This is a genomic window from Haloarcula salina (genome assembly GCF_049603855.1).
Lineage (GTDB): Archaea > Halobacteriota > Halobacteria > Halobacteriales > Haloarculaceae > Haloarcula > Haloarcula salina_A.
The window spans coordinates 1291208-1311741 of sequence record NZ_CP187146.1; the positions used below are offsets into that span (position 1 = coordinate 1291208).

Annotated in this window: 25 protein-coding genes; 13 read left to right on the forward strand and 12 right to left on the reverse strand. The window is 67.2% G+C overall.

Annotation, left to right across the window (positions count from 1 at the left end):
• Nucleotides 1–43: 43 nt before the first annotated feature.
• Nucleotides 44–559, forward strand: a complete 516-nt coding sequence (locus tag ACOZ4I_RS06760; protein WP_424004274.1) for a CNNM domain-containing protein — start codon at nt 44–46, stop codon at nt 557–559.
• 133 nt (nt 560–692) lie between these two features.
• Entirely contained in the window at nt 693–1790 is a 1098-nt protein-coding gene (locus tag ACOZ4I_RS06765; RefSeq protein WP_424004276.1) for a S1C family serine protease, read from the forward strand.
• A gap of 112 nt (nt 1791–1902) precedes the next feature.
• On the opposite strand, the gene ACOZ4I_RS06770 is transcribed toward ACOZ4I_RS06765, so the two are convergent.
• The 6 genes from ACOZ4I_RS06770 to ACOZ4I_RS06795 all read right to left on the reverse strand — a co-directional run bounded on the left by ACOZ4I_RS06770 (nt 1903) and on the right by ACOZ4I_RS06795 (nt 7431).
• The gene (locus tag ACOZ4I_RS06770; protein ID WP_424004278.1) at nt 1903–2616 is read right to left on the reverse strand and encodes a hypothetical protein; all 714 of its coding nucleotides are present in this window, start codon (nt 2614–2616) and stop codon (nt 1903–1905) included.
• A 345-nt stretch (nt 2617–2961) separates the two neighbouring features.
• Nucleotides 2962–3390: a hypothetical protein gene (locus ACOZ4I_RS06775; RefSeq protein ID WP_424004280.1), complete on the reverse strand. Its 429-nt coding sequence runs from the start codon at nt 3388–3390 to the stop codon at nt 2962–2964.
• 97 nt (nt 3391–3487) lie between these two features.
• Nucleotides 3488–4663 carry a hypothetical protein gene (locus ACOZ4I_RS06780; RefSeq protein WP_424004282.1) on the reverse strand — a complete coding sequence of 392 codons (1176 nt, stop codon included), beginning with the start codon at nt 4661–4663 and terminating at the stop codon, nt 3488–3490.
• Between the two features lie 114 nt (nt 4664–4777).
• Nucleotides 4778–5722 (reverse strand): hypothetical protein, encoded by a 945-nt coding sequence (locus tag ACOZ4I_RS06785; protein WP_424004284.1) that lies wholly within the window; start codon nt 5720–5722, stop codon nt 4778–4780.
• Nucleotides 5719–6897, reverse strand: coding sequence for a DNA primase small subunit PriS (gene priS / locus ACOZ4I_RS06790; protein ID WP_424004286.1), 1179 nt, complete (start codon nt 6895–6897; stop codon nt 5719–5721). The genes ACOZ4I_RS06785 and priS overlap by 4 nt, the downstream gene beginning before the upstream one ends.
• Nucleotides 6898–6951: 54 nt before the next feature.
• Nucleotides 6952–7431 carry a GNAT family N-acetyltransferase gene (locus ACOZ4I_RS06795; protein ID WP_424004288.1) on the reverse strand — a complete coding sequence of 160 codons (480 nt, stop codon included), beginning with the start codon at nt 7429–7431 and terminating at the stop codon, nt 6952–6954.
• An 88-nt stretch (nt 7432–7519) separates the two neighbouring features.
• Between ACOZ4I_RS06795 and ACOZ4I_RS06800 the strand changes: the two genes are divergently transcribed.
• Together ACOZ4I_RS06800 and ACOZ4I_RS06805 are read left to right on the forward strand one after the other, a co-directional pair.
• Nucleotides 7520–8446: a DUF502 domain-containing protein gene (locus tag ACOZ4I_RS06800; protein ID WP_424004290.1), complete on the forward strand. Its 927-nt coding sequence runs from the start codon at nt 7520–7522 to the stop codon at nt 8444–8446.
• A 24-nt stretch (nt 8447–8470) separates the two neighbouring features.
• Nucleotides 8471–9565: a DoxX family protein gene (locus tag ACOZ4I_RS06805; protein ID WP_424004291.1), complete on the forward strand. Its 1095-nt coding sequence runs from the start codon at nt 8471–8473 to the stop codon at nt 9563–9565.
• A 14-nt stretch (nt 9566–9579) separates the two neighbouring features.
• Here ACOZ4I_RS06805 and ACOZ4I_RS06810 read toward each other — a convergent pair whose 3' ends face one another.
• Nucleotides 9580–10014: a type IV pilin gene (locus ACOZ4I_RS06810; RefSeq protein ID WP_424004293.1), complete on the reverse strand. Its 435-nt coding sequence runs from the start codon at nt 10012–10014 to the stop codon at nt 9580–9582.
• 98 nt (nt 10015–10112) lie between these two features.
• Between ACOZ4I_RS06810 and ACOZ4I_RS06815 the strand changes: the two genes are divergently transcribed.
• Nucleotides 10113–10964 carry a translation initiation factor eIF-2B gene (locus tag ACOZ4I_RS06815; protein WP_424004295.1) on the forward strand — a complete coding sequence of 284 codons (852 nt, stop codon included), beginning with the start codon at nt 10113–10115 and terminating at the stop codon, nt 10962–10964.
• 100 nt (nt 10965–11064) lie between these two features.
• Here the strand turns inward: ACOZ4I_RS06815 and ACOZ4I_RS06820 are convergent, their stop codons facing one another.
• Complete coding sequence (locus ACOZ4I_RS06820; RefSeq protein WP_424004297.1) at nt 11065–11256, reverse strand: hypothetical protein; 192 nt, start codon at nt 11254–11256, stop codon at nt 11065–11067.
• A 125-nt stretch (nt 11257–11381) separates the two neighbouring features.
• Nucleotides 11382–12128, reverse strand: coding sequence for a proteasome assembly chaperone family protein (locus ACOZ4I_RS06825; RefSeq protein ID WP_424004299.1), 747 nt, complete (start codon nt 12126–12128; stop codon nt 11382–11384).
• A gap of 77 nt (nt 12129–12205) precedes the next feature.
• On the opposite strand from ACOZ4I_RS06825, the gene ACOZ4I_RS06830 reads away from it, so the two are divergent.
• On the forward strand, nt 12206–13261 hold the full coding sequence (locus tag ACOZ4I_RS06830; protein WP_424004301.1) for a mechanosensitive ion channel family protein: 1056 nt from the start codon (nt 12206–12208) through the stop codon (nt 13259–13261).
• Here the strand turns inward: ACOZ4I_RS06830 and ACOZ4I_RS06835 are convergent.
• Together ACOZ4I_RS06835 and ACOZ4I_RS06840 are read right to left on the reverse strand one after the other, a co-directional pair.
• Complete coding sequence (locus ACOZ4I_RS06835; RefSeq protein WP_424004303.1) at nt 13258–13704, reverse strand: universal stress protein; 447 nt, start codon at nt 13702–13704, stop codon at nt 13258–13260. The genes ACOZ4I_RS06830 and ACOZ4I_RS06835 overlap by 4 nt on opposite strands.
• A 32-nt stretch (nt 13705–13736) precedes the next feature.
• A complete protein-coding gene (locus tag ACOZ4I_RS06840; RefSeq protein ID WP_424004305.1) occupies nt 13737–15095 on the reverse strand; it encodes a bifunctional metallophosphatase/5'-nucleotidase in 1359 nt (452 codons plus the stop codon).
• A 72-nt stretch (nt 15096–15167) separates the two neighbouring features.
• On the opposite strand from ACOZ4I_RS06840, the gene ACOZ4I_RS06845 reads away from it, so the two are divergent.
• The 7 genes from ACOZ4I_RS06845 to aglJ all read left to right on the forward strand — a co-directional run bounded on the left by ACOZ4I_RS06845 (nt 15168) and on the right by aglJ (nt 20121).
• Entirely contained in the window at nt 15168–15407 is a 240-nt protein-coding gene (locus tag ACOZ4I_RS06845) for a DUF5816 domain-containing protein (protein ID WP_424004307.1), read from the forward strand.
• 130 nt (nt 15408–15537) lie between these two features.
• Nucleotides 15538–15852 carry a DUF7116 family protein gene (locus ACOZ4I_RS06850; RefSeq protein WP_424004309.1) on the forward strand — a complete coding sequence of 105 codons (315 nt, stop codon included), beginning with the start codon at nt 15538–15540 and terminating at the stop codon, nt 15850–15852.
• 42 nt (nt 15853–15894) lie between these two features.
• A complete protein-coding gene (locus ACOZ4I_RS06855) occupies nt 15895–16428 on the forward strand; it encodes a mechanosensitive ion channel domain-containing protein (RefSeq protein WP_424004311.1) in 534 nt (177 codons plus the stop codon).
• A 67-nt stretch (nt 16429–16495) separates the two neighbouring features.
• Complete coding sequence (locus ACOZ4I_RS06860; RefSeq protein WP_424004313.1) at nt 16496–17410, forward strand: metal-dependent hydrolase; 915 nt, start codon at nt 16496–16498, stop codon at nt 17408–17410.
• Between the two features lie 72 nt (nt 17411–17482).
• Nucleotides 17483–18097 (forward strand): hypothetical protein, encoded by a 615-nt coding sequence (locus ACOZ4I_RS06865; RefSeq protein WP_424004315.1) that lies wholly within the window; start codon nt 17483–17485, stop codon nt 18095–18097.
• Complete coding sequence (locus ACOZ4I_RS06870) at nt 18094–18753, forward strand: hypothetical protein (RefSeq protein WP_424004317.1); 660 nt, start codon at nt 18094–18096, stop codon at nt 18751–18753. The genes ACOZ4I_RS06865 and ACOZ4I_RS06870 overlap by 4 nt, the downstream gene beginning before the upstream one ends.
• A 315-nt stretch (nt 18754–19068) precedes the next feature.
• Complete coding sequence (gene aglJ / locus ACOZ4I_RS06875; protein ID WP_424004319.1) at nt 19069–20121, forward strand: S-layer glycoprotein N-glycosyltransferase AglJ; 1053 nt, start codon at nt 19069–19071, stop codon at nt 20119–20121.
• On the opposite strand, the gene ACOZ4I_RS06880 is transcribed toward aglJ, so the two are convergent.
• Entirely contained in the window at nt 20118–20444 is a 327-nt protein-coding gene (locus tag ACOZ4I_RS06880; RefSeq protein ID WP_424004321.1) for a hypothetical protein, read from the reverse strand. The genes aglJ and ACOZ4I_RS06880 overlap by 4 nt on opposite strands.
• Nucleotides 20445–20534: the final 90 nt, after the last annotated feature.

The window sequence follows — 20534 nt, forward strand, 5'->3', positions numbered from 1 at the left end:
GGCCGCGCGCCACATTCATGGCACGGCTGTCTGTACTGTGGCTATGAGCACGTTGTCACTCGCGGTTGTCGGAGGCGGAGCGCTCGTCGTCCTGCTCTGTCTGAGCGCGTTCTTCTCGAGTTCCGAGACCGCCGTCTTCTCCCTGCCGAGAGACTGGATCGACGAACAGGCGGCGACGGGCGACCGCCGTGCACGCCTGCTGAAAGAGCTGTACGACGATCCACACCGCCTCCTCGTCACGCTCCTCGTCGGCAACAACGTCGTGAACATCGCGATTTCCAGCATCGTGACCGTCATCGTGACCACCTACCTCCCCGCCGGCCCGGCCGTCGTCGCGACGACGCTGTTCACCAGCGTCCTCATCCTCATCTTCGGGGAGATCGTCCCGAAGGCGTTCGGCCTCGGCAACGCGAAGTACTGGGCGCTCACGGTCGCCGGTCCGGTGCGTCTCACCGAGCGACTCCTGTCGCCGGTTATCTCGCTTCTCGACGGCCTGACGCGTCGAATCAGCGCCGTGCTCACCGTCGAGAGCGACATCGAGAAGCCGTACGTGGACTGACTCCGCGACCCCCGCGACTCGCAGCGGGCTCAGATTCGATCCCGTTCCCCCGGCGAGTGCCACTGACATGCACCCGCCGTCCGGCGGGTCCCCGGAACCGTGGCTTTTTCGCCGCCAGGGGCGACGGTCCGGTATGAAGCAGTCACTGACGCGCCGTGGGCTCCTCGGCGCGCTCGGCGGGGCCGTCGCCGCCACGGCGGGCTGTCAGGCCCCAGGGTCCCAGGCCGAATCGTCCGCCGGCGACCGGTCGGCGGACGCGGCCCAGTCGTCGGCCTCGGCATCGACGCAGTCAGAAAACGCGTACACGGCCGTCTACGAGCAGGTCGTGGACGCCGTGGCCTCGGTCAGGGTCTACACCGACGACGGGAGCGGCGGTCAGGGCAGCGGCTTCCTCGTCGACGACGAGCACATCGTGACGAACCAGCACGTCGTCGCGGGCGGCTCGGAGTTTTATGTCCGCTTTTCGGACACCGGCTGGCGGTCCGTTTCAGTCGTCGGCGCGGACGTGTACAGCGACCTCGCGGTCGTGCGGATCGACGCACCGCCGGCGGGAGTGACGTCCCTGTCGTTCGTCGAGACGGAGCCGCCTGTCGGGACCGAAGTCGTCGCCATCGGCAACCCGTTCGGCCTCTCGGGCTCGGTGACCGCCGGCATCATCAGCGGCGTCGACCGGACGCTCGAGGGGGCGAACAACTTCTCCATCGCCGACACGGTCCAGACGGACGCACCGGTCAACCCCGGCAACAGCGGCGGCCCGCTGGTCACGCTCGACGGCGAGGTCGTCGGCGTCATCAACGCCGGTGGCGGCGACAACGTCGCGTTCGCCATCTCCGCACCGCTGACCCAGCGCGTCGTTCCGGCGCTCGTCACGAGCGGCGACTACGACCACTCATACATGGGCGTCGGCCTCCGAAGCGTCTCGCCGCTCGTCGCCGAAGCGAACGATCTCGACCCCGCGTCGGGCGTCTACATCGACCGCGTGGTCGATAGCGGTCCCTCCGACGGCGTCTTGCGAGGCAGCACCGGCTCCGAACTCGTCTCGGAGACGAGCGTCCCGGTCGGCGGCGACGTAGTCCGCCGGCTGGACGACACACCGACACCCACCCGGCAGGCCCTCGCTAGCTTCCTCGCGCTCTCGACCAGCCCCGGCGACACCATCGACGTGCTCGTCGAGCGCGACGGTGCGGAGCGAACGCTCGAACTCACGCTCGGCTCGCGCCCGGAGCCCTAAGTTCGAGCCGACGGCGGGCTGACGGCCCACAGGCGTTCTTGCGCAGTATGGGTCGACCAGTCTCGACAGTGACAGGACCAAAAAACTGCAAGTGGGTCGGAAGTCGGCTGGGTCAGACGCCGACCTCGGCGGAGTCTTCGGTGTCCCCTTCGCCGTCGGCGTCCCCGAAGGACGTCGACGACTCCTCGTTGTTCACCGTGACGACGAACGAGGACGACGCCTCAGGACGGGCCGGGTAGCCGGACTGCTCAGTCAGTTCGCTCTCGTTCCCGTCGTAGAGGATGTACACCGACTGCAGGACGACTTTCGTCTGCTCCTGTGCGCCGTCGCCGTCAGCGGTGAACGGGCTGACGGGCGCGGGATTGTTCGGGAGCCCGTAGCCGTCGTTGTAGTTGTTCTCGCGGTTCTCCTGCGCGATTCCCCAGTCGATGTCCGATGCGATGTATCCGCTCTGTCCGGACTCGTGGTCGCCGGCCAGACTCACTTCCTCACCGCTCCCGCCCCAGCTACTCGACAGTTCGAACACACCGGTGTCGTGGATGAGGTTCTCTCCCCAGACGGCCGACCCGTCTTGCCTGAGCGTGACGTACGTGAGTATCCGTGCCTTCTTCGCTGCCTTGTCGAACCCATCCCACTGCAGGCGACCAGTGGACTGCACCGAGACGTACGAGATCTCCCCGTCGTCGCTGGTCACCGCACTGGGGTTGTCGATCGTGCTCCCGGCGGTCGCGGTCGCGCCGCCCGACGAAGCGAGCAGCGTCGCACCACCAAAGGCAGTCGTCGTAACGATACCACCGACGGCTTTCGTGAAGTCGCGTCGTTCCATTGTAGTCTCCCCCCACGGTGACTACGGTTGTCCCATCGCCAGGCCTCGAATCGAGGTGTGTGACAGTGCCCCGCCCTCCGCTCCGTGGGTATCGAAGCCCAGTGACCGTTCCCCCTTTGGAATGTCCGCAATAACGCGTTTCAGACGTTGTCTATAGGGAATAAGAGAGTCACTGAAAACGCACCGCCGTCAGGCATGATCAGTAATGCTGTGTATTATGCGCCGGCTTCGCTGGACGACTGGTGACTCACCGTGCGACAACTCCGCCGGCGGACATCCAGACAACAGTGACCGACCGCCTGTCCGAGAGACCCCCCACGCTGGTATCCTGTTTTCCTCTATGAACTACGTTTGAAGCCCACTCTGTGCGCCTCGGTCGCGGCCGGCCACGAGGTACCCGACGATGGCGGCGAGCACCAGCGTCACCGGGAGGCCCGCAACCAGCAGCCCGATGCCGATGCTGTCGCTGGCGAGGGCGTAGAGGCCGACGCCAGCGGCGGTGACGGCGATGAAGTCCGCGACGGTCGCCAGTGCGGCTGCCCGCAATCGGCGTGCGCGCTCGGAAACCGTGCCCGCAGCCGTCCGGTCGCGGTACCACAGCAGGACGGAGCCGGCGAACAGCGCGGTCAGACCGGCTGAGATGCCCACTGGAAGACCGATGAGCAGCGAGAACTCGATCTGCGGTTCGAAAGCGGCGGTCACCGCGACGGTCGTGACGCCGAACGCCACCACGCCGAGGCCCAGACTGACCAGACCCCGGAGGTACCTGTTCATACTGCCCAATATGACAGTCGAGAACAAGAAACTGGACACCGTTCCGGAACGGCGAAAGACGAGAGCCGTGCACTGTGCCCGTGGCCCCGCGCCGCTGTCAGCGTCCGAGGCTGGTCGAGAACAGTTCCCCGCCGTCCGGCGCGCGAACGGTGACCGTCACCACCGGCCCCAGTTCGCGGGCGGCGCTTGCGTCGGGCCGTTCGCTCGTCGCCTGGAGCGCGCCGTCGGTGTCGATCCAGAGATACAGCGTGTCGCCGCGGAACGGTTCGTCGAGCGTGGTCTCGTACAGCGTCCCGTTCGAGACCACCGTGACGATCGAGCCGGCGGGCGCGGCGTCGCCGTAGGTGTGGACCAGTTCGATGCTGGTCTCGTCGAAGCCGAACACGTCCATCCCCACGTCGAGCGATGCGCTCGGCGGGACGGCGTCGAGCCAGGCGGGCCGCGCCGGGGGCTCCGATCCGACTCGCTCGACCGCGTAGTACGTGTGATAGACGTTGCCGGTGCCGTAGTTCACCTCCGTCTCCGCGTCTCTGATGACCCCGTTCTCGTCGATGCGGAGCGTCGAGGTCGTGTCGTCGATGTCGTCGCCGGCGACCCGGTCGATGGACGCCTCCAGCGTGACGACGCGCACGCCGCCTCGCTGGTCGACGCTCGTCACCTCGTAGTCGTCGGCGGCGAACTGGATGTCGCGCTGGAGCCCGCTGTACCAGATGAGCGATTCCGGCGGGTACAGGCGCGGCTGGACCCGGTAGCTCGTCTTCCCGGCCTCGAAGTGCCTGGTGACCATCGCCGTCGTGTTCAGCCAGACCGCGTTCCCGGTGACGCTCTCGTTGCCGTCGAAGTCGTAACCGTATGACGTGCCGTTCTGGTAGGCGATTTCGCCGCCCGGCCCGGCGGTGGTGTGGACGACGAGCCGGTTGCTGACCGACCCGTTGTACGTGCTGACCACGGTCTGATTGATCTCGTAGCCCGCGGCGAGCAGTTCGCGCTGGTGGGCGCTCATCAGTTCGACGGGGTTGACGATGCCGTCGCGCGTGACGCCGGGCGCGAGTTGCCCCTCGCTGTCCGGTGGTTCGGTCGCCGTGGCAGTCGGTGTCGGAGTCGCTGTCTGACTCGGCGTCGCCGTCACAGCCGCAGTCTCGGTTTCAGTCGGTGGGGCACCCCCAGACGACGTCTCGGACGGCGTCGCCGTCTCCGTCGCGTCTCCGAAGAAGCCGGAACAGCCAGCGAGGACCACGACCGACGCGAGGACGACCGTTCGAACCACGTTCATGATGATGTAGTAATATAATTTGAGCTACATTATAGCTGGCGGTGCCCGGCACTGTCGGCACTCGCGACGGATTCTGTCGGATCGCGAGAACTGACCGCAACCTTCGGTGAGGGACTATTCCAGCGGTTCGGCGGCGTCGCGCTCGACCAGCGGGTCGGCGTTGTCGGCCGGCAGCGTCACCACGTCGTCCGTCGAGAGGTCGTACTCGCGCTGGTCGACGCCGAAGATCTCGCCGACGTCGTCGGTGATGCGCACGGTCTTTCGTTCGATAGCGTCGGTCTCGGGTCCGGCGGCGTTCTCGGACGGGACCGCGTTCGGGTCCTCGGGCGGCGGTGACGGTGGCGCCTCCATCGTTCCGGTGGCCGCCGCCCCTTCCTCGGCTGGTCGGTCCGTGTCCTGATCGGCGGATCGTGTCCCCGAGTCGGTCCCCGTCGACTCGCCAGCGGTCTCGGGCGCCTGACCATCGCCGCCGCCCATGATGTCTGCGGCGTCCACGCTCGGTTCCCCACTCGTCGTGGTCTCGTCTCGCTCTTCGGGTTCCGGTACCGCGTCTGGCAGTTGGTCGGGGGTCGGATCCGCGGTTCGGTCGCCGGACTGGTCCGCCGTCGGCGTCGGGTCGCTCGCGGCGTCGTCTGTTTCTGTCGAGCCGTCGCCGACCGCGCCGGTCGGGGCCTCGCCGGCGATCACGTCCAGGACGTGCGAGCGGTTCGACTCGATAGCGGTGACCATCGTCTCGAACAGGTCGCGCTCCTCCTGCGTGAGCCCGTCGTCCTCGGTGGGCATGTCCGCCGCGGCCAGTGACGCCATCTTCACGATCTTGCCGACGCGGCGCTCGTAGACGGCTTCGACGGTCTGTTCCGCCGTCTTGATGTCGTCGGTCAGGCGGTTGACCTCGGGCGAGTCGAAGGGGTCGTCTGCCCGGTCGGCCGCGCGCTCGCGCTCCTCGCGAAGCTGCTGGATGAACTGTCCGGCCTCCTCGTAAAAGGTCGCGCGCAGCTGCTGGAGCTGGTCGGTCTGGCGCTCTCTCGACTGGACGGACTGGAGTTCGTCTAGATTCATTCCTTCCCCTTCTCCGCTCGGCCGCGAGCCATGAGGAACACGCCGACGTGTTCTGGTACGGAGTGATTACCCGCCTCCAGTGTAAAACTATCGCCGCCGAGTTCGACCGGGCCGCCGTCGGTGACCTCGACGGTGATCTCGTGGCCGCGGAACGTCTCCGGGACCGCGTCGGTCAGCGGGTCGAACGCGTCGAGCGCGTCGCGATCGAGGCGCTGGACTTCGAGGCCGCTCCCGCCGTGGAGCGAGCCGGGAAGTCGGATGAGGCGGTTCGTGTCGGTCGTCACCGGCTCGTCTATCGGGGCGTTGTCGGCCGCGACGACCTCGTGGACGACGACCTGCGCGAGCTGGTAGACGGCCGGGTGCACGTCGATGTTGCCGGCCGCGAGTTGCTCGTAGTTCGAGCGCGCCGCGTTGAGCGCCGCCGTCGCCTTCCCTTCGCCGATGCCGTCGTAGGACTGGAGCCGTTCGAGGGCGTCGTCCTCCTCCATGTCGAGCAGGTCGTCGACGTACGAGAGCAGGTGTCGGTGCGCCCGCGCGCTCCAGCCGCCCTCCGTGGTCAGCGTCCGCTTCTGTGCCGGACTCGAGCGGCCGGCCGTGCCGGCGACGGACTCCTCGTCGACGAGTTCGTCGAACTCCAGGCCGATGCCGCGCACGTAGTCGACGACCTCGCGGCGGGCGTCGCGTTCCAGGTGGCGGATCCGCTCGTCGCGGACGTGGACGTGGTAGCCCCGCCCGCCCGAGAAGACGACGGTCATATCGTCGAAGCCGAAGTCGTCGTCCAGAAAGTCGAGCAGGCGCAACAGCGCGTCCTTGCACTTCGCGAGCATCTCGGCGTAGCTGTCTTCGCCGAGCACGACGCTCGGCAGGTGATCGGCGTCGAGGTCGAAGACGAGATCCGAGGAGCGCCAGCCCTTCTCGGCCATCGTCGAGGCGCTCGGGTCGTCGTAGCGGCCCGCTGAGAAGTAGACGTGTCGGGGCTTCTTCCGACCGAGGAAGTCCTCGATCTCGCCCAGGTCCAGCAGCGACCGATGGCGGACCATCGTCTCGCCGGGCCCTTCGGTCCACGGGATGAACCCCCATTCGCGCTCGTTTGCGGCCGGCGGCGGCGTCACCGACGCCCGCCGGTAGTGGTCGCCGAACCGGCCGCGGAGGTACGCACGGGTCCGCTCTTCCATCGGCTACCTCGTTGGGGACTACCCTTGAAAAGCGTTCCTTGTCGGGACGCCGGGCTATCCGGGAAGGTACTTCGAGAGCTTGTCCTTGATCGAGTCCTCGCCGAGTTTCAGGTAGTAGGCGTCGCCGCCGTCCTCGTAGTAGTTGTCGATGCGGCGGCGGATCTCGAAGCCGATGTGCTGGTAGAACCCGAGCGCCTCGCGGTTCGTCGCCCGGGCGTGACAGGTCACGCTCCCGTAGTCCTCGGCGACGCGGGCGACGAGGCGCTTACCGAAGCCGTGGCCCCGGTACTCCTCGTCGACGGCGAGAAAGAGGATGTAGCCGTCGCGTCGCACGGCCGCGAACCCGACGAGTCGGTCGGTCGACCGATCGGTGTAGAGATAAGTGGTCGACCGCCGGTAGGCGTCGCGAAAGAACCCCCGTCGCTGGCGGAGCACTCCGTCGGACTCTCGGATCTGCTCCTTGAGTTCCCACGCCTCGCCGACGTGCTCGTCGTTGCCCCGCTCGACGATTTTTGTTTCGATGTTGACGCTCACTGCCGTAGGATTAGCGGGGGCGTGGATATAATTCCACCGCCTGTGAGAGGGGTACAGCTTTTTCCGATACCGGAATAGTTGACATTGCATGAGCGACGCGCACGACGGGGCCGCTACTGACACCGTCAGAACGTCGATCCGCCAGTCGATGGTCAGCGGATTCGCGCTGACGATCCCGCTGCTCGTCACCGTCCTGGTGGTCGGAATCGTCGTCAATACGCTCTCTGGCGTGCTCGATCCCGTCGTCCGGTTTCTCGTGAGCCTGTCGGGTGCGGACCCCGCCCAGACATCGACGGCGTTCCTGAAACTGGTCGCGTTCGTCGTCCTGCTCTGTGGGGTGTTCGCGGTGGGGTTCGTCGCGGAGCGGCGGTCCGGCCCCGGCCGCATCGAACTGTTCCTCGAATCGACGGTGAAGCGACTGCCCGCCATCGGGTCGCTGTACACCAGTTTCGACAAGATGAGCGAGATGGTCCTCGACAGCGACACGCAGAGCTTCCAGGAGGTGGTCCTCGTCGAGTACCCGACGCCGGGGTCGTACACCATCGCGTTCGTCACCGCGAACACGCCGGAGACGATCCGCTCGGCGACGGGCAACAGCGAGATGGTCACGCTGTTCATGCCGATGGCTCCCAACCCCGTGATGGGCGGGTACGTTATCCACGTCTCGAACGAGCGGGTCTACGACGTGGACATGTCCGTCGAAGAGGGGATCCAGTCCATCGTCACGAGCGGCGTGGCGATCGGTGAGGGGAACGTCGAACGCCCCATCGGAACCGCTCGGTCCTCGGTGACCGCCGATCACCCTGCCGAAGCGACGTTCGACCGGAATCCGTCGAAGCGAGAGCCGACAGCCTACGAAGACTCCGACGACCGGTGGGCGGCGTACCTCGATCAGGTGGACCCGCAGCACGCGGAAACGCCGGACGCCGTCAGCAGGCGAGAGAACGACGACGAGACGCTCGGGGACGACACAGATACGCCGTCGGATCTGCGGCGCGAAGACGAACAGGATTAGCGTCTCCACCACGAATCGTCAGGCATGGACCGTCGCCCACTGGTCACCGTAAGCACCGCTGCCCTCGCACTGGCGCTCGGCCCCCGACTCGTGTCAGCGCACGTCGATTACGTGACGGACGGCCCAGGCACGGCGCTCGACGCGCTGACGTTCCTCCTGTCAGTCCTTTCGAATCCGGTGAACGCGGCCGTCGTCGGGCTCTCGGGATTCGCGACGGTCGCGGGCCTCGCGGTGTACCTCAGCGTGCGGCCCACGATCGAGGACATCGTCGTCCTCCGCGACACCCTCGTCGGCTACGCCGACCTCGTCCCGTGGATGCTCCGTCTCAGCGTGGGACTGCCCCTCGTCGGGGCCGGCTTTCAGGGCTACCTGTTCGCCCCGACCGTGGCGTTCGACGCCGCCGCGAATCCCGCCCTTCGAGTCCTGTTCATCGGTATCGGATTCTCGCTCCTGTTCGGTCTGGCGACCCGTCTCGTCACGTCGGTCGCCCTGCTGACCTTCGCGTGGGCGCTGACAGTCGATTTCGGCGTCACCCTGGCGATGGAGTACGTCCCGGCGTTTCTCGCGTTGCTTGTCCTCGGTGGCGGCCGGCCAAGCGCCGACCACATGCTCCAGCGCGTCGCGAGCACCGAGGGGACCTACTACGGCCACGTCGACCCGATTCACCACCTGAAGTCGTTCCTCGACGCGGCGACCGAACCGTACCGTCGGTACGTCCCGGTCGTCGTCCGTGTCGGCATGGGCGTGACCTTCGTCTACCTGGGGCTGTTCCAGAAACTCGCCGAACCCGGCCAGGCGCTGCTCGTCGTCGAGAAGTACGACCTCACCGCGGTCGTCCCGGTCGATCCGGGACTGTGGGTCGTCGGCGCGGGCGTCACCGAAATCCTCGTCGGCGTCGCGCTGATCGCCGGGTTCCTCACGCGCGGGGCCGCAGCCACCTCGTTCGTGCTGTTCACGACGACGCTGTTCGGGCTCCCGGACGACCCCGTCCTGGCACACGTCACGCTGTTCGGATTGGCCTCCGCCGTGTTCACGATGGGTGCCGGACCGCTCTCGTTCGACCGGTGGTTCGGTCGGCCGGCAGACCGCGACGCGGAGTCGCCCGTCACTGCCGACTGACGGGGCCGCCGCGGTCAGTTCGCCCCGTCCCACCTGTCCAGTTGCGTGCGGTTCTGGCTGCCGCTCGCGTTGTAATAGATCGTGACTGTATCGCGAGCGCCCACTCGGCTGCCGTAGGCGTTGCCGCTGCTCAGCTGCGCCAGGTCCCCTGGACCCACCATCGCGCTCGGCTCCCGGTTGGCGAGTTCGGCCCAGGTCACCGTCGCTGCTGGCCCCTCGAGTTCGATGTCGCCCGCCGGCAATTCGTCGCCGCGCTGGTGGGTGACGATGAGCAGTTCGTTCTGGCTGACGTAGTCGTAGCTGAAGTTGGCCTGCGGACCGCCGGTGTCGTCGTCGATGACGAGGACGTTCAGCCCGACGATGGCCGTCACCAGCAACGTCAGTCCGATAAGCGCCGCGACGCCGATGCTCTCGGACATCCCTGCCGTGTCAGTGCTGAACCGTCCCATGGCCGTTGTGTCGCCCCAACGTGAGACGGCGTTAAATGTCATTCGGCGGCGCGCCGGCGAGGGGAAGACACATGCCGGTTCGGGTCACAGCCACCCACATGATAGACGAGACAGTCGAGGAGATCTCGGAGATGCAGACACACAGTTCCTCCGTGGTCGCGGTCAAGGCCGCGCGGGCGCTCCGGGCGTTGACCGACCGGGAGTACCCGACCGTCGAGGACTACCTCCGCTCGCTCGACCGCAACAGCAGCGCCCTCCGCCGTGCGAACCCGTCCCACGCGTCGCTGTACACGACCCAGGTCGAGATCGTCCAGACCGTGTCGGACGCCGACCCGGCCGACGTCGCGGCTGCGAAGGACCTGACGCTCGACGCTATCGACAGCGTCATCGACGCCGTGGAGTCGGCGAAGGACCGCGCTGCGAAGCGCGCTGCCTCGGTGATCGCCGACGACGGAGCGTTGCTGACCCACGACTTCTCCTCGACCGTTCTCGCCACTATCGACAACGCTGTCGCGGCCGGCCACTCCTTCGACGTGTACGTCACCGAATCCCGACCGCGATTCATCGGTCGGAAGATGGCGCGACACCTCTCCGAACGCGACGGTGTCGACGTGACGCTCCTCGTCGACAGCGCCGCCGGCCACTTCATGTCCGAGGTCGACCGCGTCCTGGTCGGGATGGACTGCATCGTCGACGAGACGCTGTACAACCGCGTCGGGACGTACCCCATCGCCGCGACGGCCGCCGACACCGACGTTCCGGTGACGGTCGTCGGCTCGGCCGCCAAGTACGTCGAAGGTGCCTTCGGCTTCGAGAACGAGTTCCGCTCCCCGTCGGAGGTGCTCAGAGAACCCGCCGAGGGGTTCGACGTGGCGAACCCTGCCTACGACGCCACGCCGACGCGCCTCCTCGACACCGTCGTCACCGACGAGACCACGCACGAGTACTGACGCGGACAGTTTTCGGGGCGCTGTGCTCGCTCGGAAGCTACGGAATTCTGAAAAACGGCCAACAGCGGCTGTGGCGACGTGTTCGAGGATGTCTTCGACGCTATCGGTGCTGTACGTCGGTTCCGCAGTTCGGACAGCGAACCGTCTGGTCCGCGTCGGAGCAGTCGACGGTCCACTCGTCGATCGAGCCCTCGTATTCACACTCTGGACAGAACAGCGCGGACTTCGAGCGAGTCCGCGAAGGGGGGTCCGCTTCGACCGCGCCGCACGCGTAGATTTCGGTGGAAGTCATTGGAGAAAAGAACGTGCTGTCGACGGAAAAATGTGTCGGCAAACTGTTTGATTATTCACGCACATCTGCGAGATAATGTGGTGATATGCCGTGTCAAGCTGGATGTTCGGTTCGTGATCCGTGTTTCACATGTACATGCGGTCATCTGGCATGCTATCTGTTGCCTCCGCTTCGAGGCGCTCTGCCAGCGCCTGATAGTGCGCCTCGACGTTGGCGGCGAAGGCTTCCAGCGGCCCGGTATCGACCGTGATGTCGTGGGTGGCCCGCAGCGCCTTGACGAGCCTGATCGCAGCCGCGGCGTCCGGTGCTTGCGGGTGCGCTGGTGTGGTGAACACGCCGGTGGCCAGGCTGTCGTCGCTGATGCCGCGCGTGACCAGTTCGGCGCTCAGTCCCTCGAGGAAGCCGTTCCCCATCGACCTGATGTCCGTCTCCGAGAGGAAGGCCTCCTGATAGTCCTCGGTCGCGATGTAGAAGGGGACGTGGTCCTCGGGGCCGTGGGCGACCGGCACGCCCGTGAGCATCGTGACGTTCGAGACGCCCAGGTCCTCGCCGGTCGAGAGGACTGCGTCGGCCACGTCCTCGACGAGCGGCGGTGCGACGAACCGCTCGCCCACCAACACGGCGAGGGACTCCTCCTCGTCCGCGTACAGTCGCGTGTGGTGTCGGGGCGTCCCGTCCCGAAAGGGAGCGATAGCCGGCGGCCCGCCACCGCGGAGGTGGCCGACCTGTCGCATCGAGCGCTGGTCGGCGAGGTAGTCGACCGCGGTGAGACCGGCCAGTCCGTACTCCGAGATGCCGACGACGAGCGTCTCGACGGGCGGGCACTCGTCGGTCAGCGTGATCCTGACTCGCTGTGTCGCGTCAGACGGCATGGCCGTCCCGACGGCCGCCGGCGGCTAAGCGTTTTGGGAGGGGAACCCTTTTCTCACGGGGGCGTCGAACGTGTGCCATGCGTTCCGGTCCCGTCTGGCCGTTACAGACCCCGTCACCGACCCCCACGCCGACCGAGACGGCGACGGCGGTCGCAACGGACGTCGCGACCGACATCGGTGGCCTCCTCCCGTTCGCGGTCCCGATGTGGCTCGCCAACATCGGCAGGTCACTCGTCGTCGTCGCGCTCGCGATCGTCGTCTCTCGCATCCTCGTTCGGCTCCTCGGCCGGCGGGTCGCACAGCGGTTCCGTCGACCCAGTCTGACCCGGACGGCGCTCCGGGGAATCCGCGTCAGCGTGTACGTGTTCGCGCTGTTGACCGTTCTGAACATCTACGGACTCAGGCTCACAGACATCGGGCTCTCCGTCGCGATCTTCTCGGCTGTGGTGGGTGTCGTCCTTGCCCCCATCGTCGGGAGCATCGTCTCCGGCGTGTTCCTGCTTGCCGATCAGCCGTACGAGATCGGCGACATGGTCGAACTCGCCGACCGGAACCAACGTGGCTTCGTCGAGGACATCACGCTCCGTCACACGAAGATATTCACGCTCGACAACACGTTCCTCGTCATCCCCAACGGCGAGATACGCCAGCGCGACGTGGTCAACTTCTCGGCGGAGGACTCCCGAACCCGACTCACACTCGACATCGTCGTGACCTACGAGAGCGACATCCCGGCCGCCCGAAAGCTGATCGAGGACGCCGCACGCGAAGTGGACAACGTCATCGGCGGCGGGCCGAACATCCGTGTCGGCGCGGCCCGGTATCCGGCCGCGCCAACGGTGTACATCAACGAGTTCGCCGACCACGGGGTCCTGTTGACGCTTCGATACTGGGTGACCGAGCCGTACAAGCTCCTCACCGTCCGCTCGCGCGTCCAGACCAACGTCTGGCGTCGGCTGGAGGAGGCCGACGTGGAGATCGCCTACCCGCACTCGCACCTGTACTTCGACGAGACCAGCGGCGAGATGAACGTCTCGCTCAGCGGGGGGAACGGCATCGCGACCCGCGACGCGGCAGACCCCCTCGATCGGGACGGGCCGCTCGACAACGACGGCTCGCTCTCTGACGGCTAAGATTCCGAGGAGCCCGTCGAGGAGTGCTGCGCCGGCGCGTCGTCCGGCGTGACGGTGACGATCTCACAGTCCAGTTCCTCGCGCAGGTACTCTTCCACGTCGGGATCGCTGACCAGTCGGCGAATCATGTCTCGCCACCGGCTCACCTGCTTGCTCCCGATGACGACGATGTCGGCCTCCTGTGCGGCGACCTCGTCCAGAATCGTCTCCTCGATCAGCATCCCCGAGCGGACGACGTACCGTGTCCGCGGCAGGTGGCCGAACTCCTCCTCGACGGCGCGTTTGAGTTCCGTCCGCCTGACGCGGTGGCTGTTCTGATAGAGATTGACGTGGAGCACCGTGAGGTCAGCGTCCTCCGCCTCGGCGATCTGGATGGCGTTCCCGAGCGTCGCACGGGAGTTCTCTGAGAGGGGGTACCTGACCGGGACGACGACCTGTGGCATCGTCGAATGGTTCGACGGCGAGGGTTAAATCGCTAGCGACGGCGAACCCGGCCGTCGACCGCAGCGTCGATCCCGTGTGCCCTGACATAGTCGGTGAGTGCCTCGTACTGGACCGACGCGACCTCGGATCGGTGGGACTCGGTCAGGACCGGGAACTCCTGGGTCGTGTAGTAGAGGTAGTTGCTCGTCGCGAGCGTGTAGGTCCCGTCGTCGCGCACCGGCCGGCCGTCGACGGTCAGGTGTTCCACGGTTTCGGTCTCGGAGTTCCAGACCACTTCGGCTCCGCTGAGGTGGGCGTGCCACCAGTTCGGTTCGCCAAAGCGCACCCGCCGACCGCTGGCCTGACGAACCAGCGTCCGCAGTTCCGCGCCGGTGAGTTCGGCGACGGTCAGCGGCTCCTCGAAGGGGACGACCGAGACCATGTCGGCGACGGTCAGCGCCCCGTCGAGCGGGACCGTGTCGTTTCGGAGACCGCCGCTGTTCTGGAGGCCCACGTCCGCGCCGGTCGCCCAGCGGTAGGCGTCGGCGACGAGGTTTCCCAGGCGGCACTCGCCGCCGTACGTCGTCTCGCGGCTCCGGTCCAGCGGCTCGTCGGCGTGGCCGACCACCTCGTCGAGGCCGGCCTCGGCGAGACGGTTTTCGACCGCTGTCTGCACCCGCTCGTCGACGGGACCGGCGGCTACCTCGCGGAACGATGCGGTGGGCTCTGCGCCGTCCAGGTCGACTTCGACCACCGCGTCACCGTTGGCCCCCGGTCGGGTGAGCAGCGTCCCGGCCACGCGGTCGATGCGGCGCTCGTGGACGTGGCCGCCGAGAATCACGTCCACGTCGCAGGCCCGGGCGAGGTCGCCGTCGCCGCGGCCGAGATGCGAGAGGACGACGACCAGCGACGCGCCGGCATCGCGGAGCGCGGCGGCGGCCTCGGCGACGGCGGCGACCGGGTCGGTGAACGACAGCGTCTCCGCCTGGGGATTGGCCGACGCCGTGTCGGGGTCGGTGACGCCGACGAACCCGATCCGCGTGCCGTCGACGGACCGGGTTGCCCAGGACTCCGTCAGTCGGGGCGCGAACCGCTCGCCGTCCTGCTCGACGTTGGCGGTCAGCCACGTCTGGGGCGACTGCGCGACGACGCGCCGCGTGGCGTCGAGTCCGTGGTCGAAGTCGTGGTTGCCGAAGGTTTCGAACGCCGGCGACACCGCGGTGAAGAGGTCGAGCGACTGCCGGCCGTCGGTGACGAGCGAGAGCACGCCGGGGCCGGTGTTGTCGCCGGTCCCGACGAGGAGGGCGTCGGGGCCGTCCGCCGCGGCCACGGTTCCCGCGAACCGTCCGATCCGCTCGGGCGTGTCGTAGGCCTTCTCGACGTCCGAGTAGTGGACGAGGCGGGGACTCATACCGGACTACCAAGGCCGGCATCGACAAATGACTTCCGCAGTGATTTAGCCGCTGGGCGGTCACGTCGGGGTATGGACGCGATGGACGGACCCGACGGCGAGACGCTGTACGTCGACCGGAGCGACGGCGACATCGGCACGAAAGGCCCATTCTACGTCGTCTACGTCGACGAGAACCGCAAGCGGCGCTGGGGATACTTCTGTGGCAACTGCGAGACGTTCAACAACGCGATGGACTCGATGGGGCGCATCCGCTGTAACGACTGTTCGAACCTCAGGAAAGCGGAGGAGTGGGACGCGGCCCACGAGTAAGTCCGCCCGAACGACTGCCACCCGGCTGTGGTCACGTTCTGGCTGACGGCCAGCAACCACGCACGCGAGTACTGTCGACGATCTGTCGAGTGGGAACGTTTATGCGATAGCCCCTGGTACGGACTGGCAGATGGGGGCCGTTACCACATCACTCGACGAGCAGGCCCGGTCGATATTCGACGACCTCGGATACACCGTGTCGCGCACTGGTACCGAACTGCGAGCCGAGCACCAATGGCGGGTCGTCACCGTCTCCGTCCTCGATCCGCGGGACCCGCTCCCGGAGGACGGCGACTTGCGGTGCTTCGTCACACGGCGCTCTGACGCCACGCGGCTCTGCCGTCGCCTCGACCGGCGGGACCTCGGGTACGACTGGGCGGTCATCGGCGTCGGCGACGACGGTGACTACGACGTACTCCGTCGACCGAGCGGGGTCACCGCGTAACGGTACGCCAACACTTAGGAGGCTCTCCGCCGACGTTCCGGCGTGCAATTCGGCGTCATCAACCGCGCACTCGAACAGCTAGTCGCGAACGTCCTCGACGCGCTCCCGGCGATCATCACCGGGTTCGTCTTCCTCGCCATCGCCGCGCTCGGAATCAAGGTCGTCATGACCGTGGTCCGAGTCGCGCTCGAACGTGCCCTTCCCGGCGAGGCTCCGGTCTATCGGCAGTTCATCGCAACCATCGTCCTCGTCTTCCTCTGGTTCGGGGTCGCGCTCTCCTTTCTCTCCATCGTCGGCCTGACCGCCATCGCCGCCTCGCTCGGGACCGCCACCGGCTTCCTCGCGCTCGGTGTCTCCTACGCGCTCTCGGCCATGATCAAGGACGCCGTCGCCGGCGTCTATCTGCTCCGCGACCCCGACTTCAACCCCGGCGACACCGTGACGGTCGGCGACACCACCGGCGAGGTGCTCGCCATCGAACTCCGCAAGACCCGCTTCGAAGTGGACGGCGATACCGTCGTCCGGGCCAACGCCGGTATCGAGGAGCGCTGGACGAAGGTCGAGTCCGGCACCTGACGCGCCGTTTCGGCCCGCTACGCGTTGACACGCGATATTTAAGCCTGTCGACATCGTACGGACGAGCATGTTCGTCGGCCACGCGCTGCTAGCGTTCGCCCTGGCCGCGCTCGGCGCGCGGCAGTTCGGCTGTTCCCGAGAGCGCGCGCTCCAGTTGGCAGTGGTCGCCGGTCTGTTCGCCGCCGTTCCCGACGTGGACATCGTCTACGCGCCAGTCGGACTGGTCGTCGGCGCGGTCGGGACGCTGACGCCAGACGTGTTCTGGGAGACAGCGAACGTCGTCCACCGCGGCCCCACGCACTCGCTCGTCCTCGGCGCCGCGCTGGCCGTCGCCGCCGGGCTCTGGGCGGTCGACTCGGTCCCCGCTCGAGCGCTCTCGGTAGCCGTCGGCGTCTCGCTGGTTGCCGTCGGGACGGCTTACAGCGGACTCGTCGGGGGCTTCGTCACCGCCGCGTTCGTCGCCGCCGGCTTCGGCGTCGCGACGGTCGCGCGGCGACAGAACGTCGGCCCCGGAGCGACGACTGGCGTCGCGCTCCTCGGCCTGCTCTCGCACCCGTTCGGTGACCTCTTCACCGGCGGACCGCCGCCGTTTCTCTACCCGCTCGACGTGACGGTGGTCGCCGAGCGCGTCGTGTTACACCCCGATCCGACGACGCACCTGCTCGCCGCCTTCGCCATCGAACTCGCCGCCGTCTGGCTCGCCGTCCGGACGTACGTCCACCTGCGGGGATTCACGCTCACCGGCCTCGTTCGACCGCGGGCGGCGCTGGGACTTGGCTACGCGGCGGCGGCGATCTTCCTGCCGGCCCCGACGCTGGAGCGCTCGGCGCACTTCGTGTTCAGCGTCCTCGCGCTGGGCGTCGTCGGCGCGCCGGTCCGGCCGTTCAGCCGGGGCGTCGACTGGCTGGAGACACTCGTCACGGGACTGATGGCGGTGACTGTCGCGGCCATCGCGTACGCGATGGCCTACGGCGCGCTCTGAGCGGCGGAAACGGGTGACGCGCCCGACCGGTCGGTGCGACAGCGTTTTTTGACTCCCGTCACTCCACCGGGTATGGATGGCGATGTCACCCAGTTGCTTCGCGACCAGCGCGTCAACGCCGCAGCGGCCTGGCTCGTCGTGGTGATGCTCGTCGCCGTCACCGTCGGGAGCTTCGTCCGGGGGGATCTGCTGTGGACGGGGTTCGCCGGCGCCGTCGCGGCGCTCGCGCTCTTACCGCCGGTGTTGCTCCGTCACCGCCACGCGATGCTCCCGTGGGAGATCCTGCTTCTGGCGGCCCTGCCCGTCGTCGGTCGCCTGTTCGCGACGCTCCCGACGACCGGGAATCTCGCGATGTACCTCTCGGTCGCCGCCATCGCTCTCATCGTCTCCGTCGAACTCCACGTATTCACGCCCGTTCGAATGACACCCCGGTTCGCCGTCGTCTTCGTCGTCATCGCGACGATGGCCACCGCGGGCGCGTGGGCCGTCGTCCGCTGGACGGCCGACCTCGCCCTCGGGACGACCTTCCTCCTCGACCCGGCGCTGTCCGACCACGCCATCGAGGAGGGCCTGATGTGGGAGTTCGTCGCCTCGACCGTCGCCGGTATCGGGGCCGGCGTCGTCTTCGCGTACTACGTCCGTCGACAGATCGGCGTCGAGCGCGTCCCCGGGGAGGTCGACGCATGAGGGTCCGCGACCGCGTCGGCCTCAGCACTGCCTGGCAACGCCGCCTCTCTCGGATCCTCTCGTTCGCGCTCGTCGGCATCTTCGCGGTCGGTCTCGAACGCGGCAATCCGGGGATCATGGTCAACTCGGCCGTCGGTATCGCCGTCACGCAACTGCCGCCGGTGCTCGAACGCGATCACGGCATCGCGCTCGACCCCGCGCTGACGCTCTGGATCACCGCCGCCGTCTTCCTGCACGCCCTCGGAACTGCCGGCCTCCCCGGCGCGGAGGAGAACTTCTACGTCACCATCTGGTGGTGGGACCACCTCACGCACGCCCTCTCGTCGTCCGTCGTCGCCGCCGTCGGCTACACGACCGTCCGCGCCATCGACGAGCACTCCGAGGAGATCTACCTGCCGTCGCGGTTCACCTTCGTGTTCATCCTCCTGTTCGTGATGGCCTTCGGCGTGTTCTGGGAGGTCATCGAGTTTGCCATCTCGCTGGCGGCCGAGATGCTCGACAGCGATACCATCCTCACGCAGTTCGGTCTCGGCGACACGATGCTCGACCTCGTCTTCGACACCGTCGGTGCGGTCGTCGTCGCCATCTGGGGGACGGCCCACCTCACCGACGTGGTCGGCCACGTGGAACTGTGGCTCGACCGGCGCTCGCAGTGACCCACCGCGAGGGGCCCGACCGATTCGCCGCAATCTATTTGTAGGTGGCACAGAGTAGTTACTCGCAGACCGAGTAACCATGACCGAACGATCCCAGACCGACGACTACGAGCACCTGGCGGACATCGACGACGGCTGCGGCTGTGCCGAGGTCTGGGAGCACACGAGCGAGCAGCGCGACGAGTGAGGCGGCCCGCCCCGGCTCTGTTCACGGGCGAGCGCTGACAGCGGGCCGTCGCGACGGCACCGACGCACGGCGAGCCGTCCGAGAGCGTATCCGTATTTATTTGAGGCCGCGTGGCAGACGTTGGAGCAATGGCCGACCGAGACGACGTCTGCGTGCTGCTGCCCACGTACAACGAGGCCGAGACCATCGAATCGGTCGTCTCCGGCTTCCGGGAGCAGGGGTTCTCCACCGTCCTCGTCATCGACGGCGGTTCCACTGACGGGACCCGCGACATCGCCGAGTCGGCCGGTGCGCGGGTCGTCGAACAGACCGGATCCGGGAAGGGACAGGCCGTCAGGGAGGCTGTGGCCCAGCACGTCGACAAGCCCTACGTGCTGATGGCCGACGGCGACGCGACCTACCGGCCCGACGAGGCCGGCCGCCTGCTCAAACCGCTGTTGTCCGGGCGCGCGGCCCACGTCATCGGGAACCGCTTTGCGAACATGCAGTCCGGCGCGATGACGCGGCTGAATCAGTTCGGGAACCGGATCATCAACAAGGCTTTCGCGGTCATCCACGGGCGAAACCTGACCGATATCCTCTCGGGATACCGGGCGTTCACTCGCGAGTCGTTCCTCCGCAGTTCCCTCACCGCCGAGGGGTTCGGCATCGAGACGGAGATGGCCGTCGAGTGCGTCAAGCACAACATCTCGACCGCCGTGGTCCCCATCACCTACCAGCCCCGCCCCGACGAGTCCGACACGAACCTCCGGCCGTTCCGCGACGGCGCGACCATCATCCTGACGCTGTACCAGATGGCGAAGACGAACAACCCCCTGTTTTACTTCGGGAGCGTCGGCATCGCCAGCACCACGGTCGGACTGGCGCTCGGTGCCTTCGTCGCCTACGACTGGGTCGTCAACAGCACCTCTCACGAGGTCATCGCCGTCGTCGGCTCCTTCGGCATCCTGCTCGGGATTCAGCTCCTGATGTTCGGCGTCCTGTCGGACATGCTCGTCGCGGTCAACCGCGAGCAGACGCGCCGGCTGGAAGACATCGCCGTCACGCTCTCGCAGGGCGAGGAGTGGGCGGGCGAGGCGTTCGACGGCTCCACGGACGAGACAGCGGAGACGGCCACCGAAGCGTCGGAGTCATCGACAGAGACGACCGTCTCCACGGGGACGGGCGACGACCAGCGTTAGAAGGGAACGAGCGAGCGCAGTTGTGACAGCAGGCTGTTCCTGGTCGCCTCGCGCCGGCGTTCGAACACGGGGTGAAGGTCGTTCAGGAGGTCCTGCTCGTTCTCGAACCGCGTCGCGTTCGCCTCCGAGAGCGCCTCGGCGACGGTCATCGAGTGACCCGACGCGTCGAACGGAACCGAGATGTGACCGGCGGCGTCGCGGACCTCGTCGGCGGTCGCGGGGTACTCGATTTCCACGTCAGTGAGACGGGCGTCGAGAGCCGCGATACCGAACTCGATGACGTCCGGTTCGTCGTTGTTGTCGGCTGGTGGCCGTACTCCCATTGTGAGAGTGGTGGGACCGGGGGATAGAAAAATCTGTGTTGTCGGCCGGAGTGCCGGAGTCGATCCGTCCTGCGGCGCCGCGACGCGTGG

Coding starts and splice junctions, on each gene's coding strand:
- ACOZ4I_RS06825 (WP_424004299.1), bottom strand. CDS start 12,128: ATGCCGTCTGACGCGACACAGCGAGTCAGGATCACGCTGACCGACGAG.
- aglJ (WP_424004319.1), top strand. CDS start 19,069: ATGGCCGACCGAGACGACGTCTGCGTGCTGCTGCCCACGTACAACGAG.
- ACOZ4I_RS06830 (WP_424004301.1), top strand. CDS start 12,206: ATGCGTTCCGGTCCCGTCTGGCCGTTACAGACCCCGTCACCGACCCCC.
- ACOZ4I_RS06760 (WP_424004274.1), top strand. CDS start 44: ATGAGCACGTTGTCACTCGCGGTTGTCGGAGGCGGAGCGCTCGTCGTC.
- ACOZ4I_RS06770 (WP_424004278.1), bottom strand. CDS start 2,616: ATGGAACGACGCGACTTCACGAAAGCCGTCGGTGGTATCGTTACGACG.
- ACOZ4I_RS06870 (WP_424004317.1), top strand. CDS start 18,094: ATGAGGGTCCGCGACCGCGTCGGCCTCAGCACTGCCTGGCAACGCCGC.
- ACOZ4I_RS06840 (WP_424004305.1), bottom strand. CDS start 15,095: ATGAGTCCCCGCCTCGTCCACTACTCGGACGTCGAGAAGGCCTACGAC.
- ACOZ4I_RS06880 (WP_424004321.1), bottom strand. CDS start 20,444: ATGGGAGTACGGCCACCAGCCGACAACAACGACGAACCGGACGTCATC.
- ACOZ4I_RS06805 (WP_424004291.1), top strand. CDS start 8,471: ATGGACCGTCGCCCACTGGTCACCGTAAGCACCGCTGCCCTCGCACTG.
- ACOZ4I_RS06810 (WP_424004293.1), bottom strand. CDS start 10,014: ATGGGACGGTTCAGCACTGACACGGCAGGGATGTCCGAGAGCATCGGC.
- ACOZ4I_RS06820 (WP_424004297.1), bottom strand. CDS start 11,256: ATGACTTCCACCGAAATCTACGCGTGCGGCGCGGTCGAAGCGGACCCC.
- ACOZ4I_RS06800 (WP_424004290.1), top strand. CDS start 7,520: ATGAGCGACGCGCACGACGGGGCCGCTACTGACACCGTCAGAACGTCG.
- ACOZ4I_RS06845 (WP_424004307.1), top strand. CDS start 15,168: ATGGACGCGATGGACGGACCCGACGGCGAGACGCTGTACGTCGACCGG.
- ACOZ4I_RS06765 (WP_424004276.1), top strand. CDS start 693: ATGAAGCAGTCACTGACGCGCCGTGGGCTCCTCGGCGCGCTCGGCGGG.
- ACOZ4I_RS06865 (WP_424004315.1), top strand. CDS start 17,483: ATGGATGGCGATGTCACCCAGTTGCTTCGCGACCAGCGCGTCAACGCC.
- ACOZ4I_RS06785 (WP_424004284.1), bottom strand. CDS start 5,722: ATGAATCTAGACGAACTCCAGTCCGTCCAGTCGAGAGAGCGCCAGACC.
- ACOZ4I_RS06850 (WP_424004309.1), top strand. CDS start 15,538: ATGGGGGCCGTTACCACATCACTCGACGAGCAGGCCCGGTCGATATTC.
- ACOZ4I_RS06775 (WP_424004280.1), bottom strand. CDS start 3,390: ATGAACAGGTACCTCCGGGGTCTGGTCAGTCTGGGCCTCGGCGTGGTG.
- ACOZ4I_RS06780 (WP_424004282.1), bottom strand. CDS start 4,663: ATGAACGTGGTTCGAACGGTCGTCCTCGCGTCGGTCGTGGTCCTCGCT.
- ACOZ4I_RS06835 (WP_424004303.1), bottom strand. CDS start 13,704: ATGCCACAGGTCGTCGTCCCGGTCAGGTACCCCCTCTCAGAGAACTCC.
- ACOZ4I_RS06860 (WP_424004313.1), top strand. CDS start 16,496: ATGTTCGTCGGCCACGCGCTGCTAGCGTTCGCCCTGGCCGCGCTCGGC.
- priS (WP_424004286.1), bottom strand. CDS start 6,897: ATGGAAGAGCGGACCCGTGCGTACCTCCGCGGCCGGTTCGGCGACCAC.
- ACOZ4I_RS06815 (WP_424004295.1), top strand. CDS start 10,113: ATGATAGACGAGACAGTCGAGGAGATCTCGGAGATGCAGACACACAGT.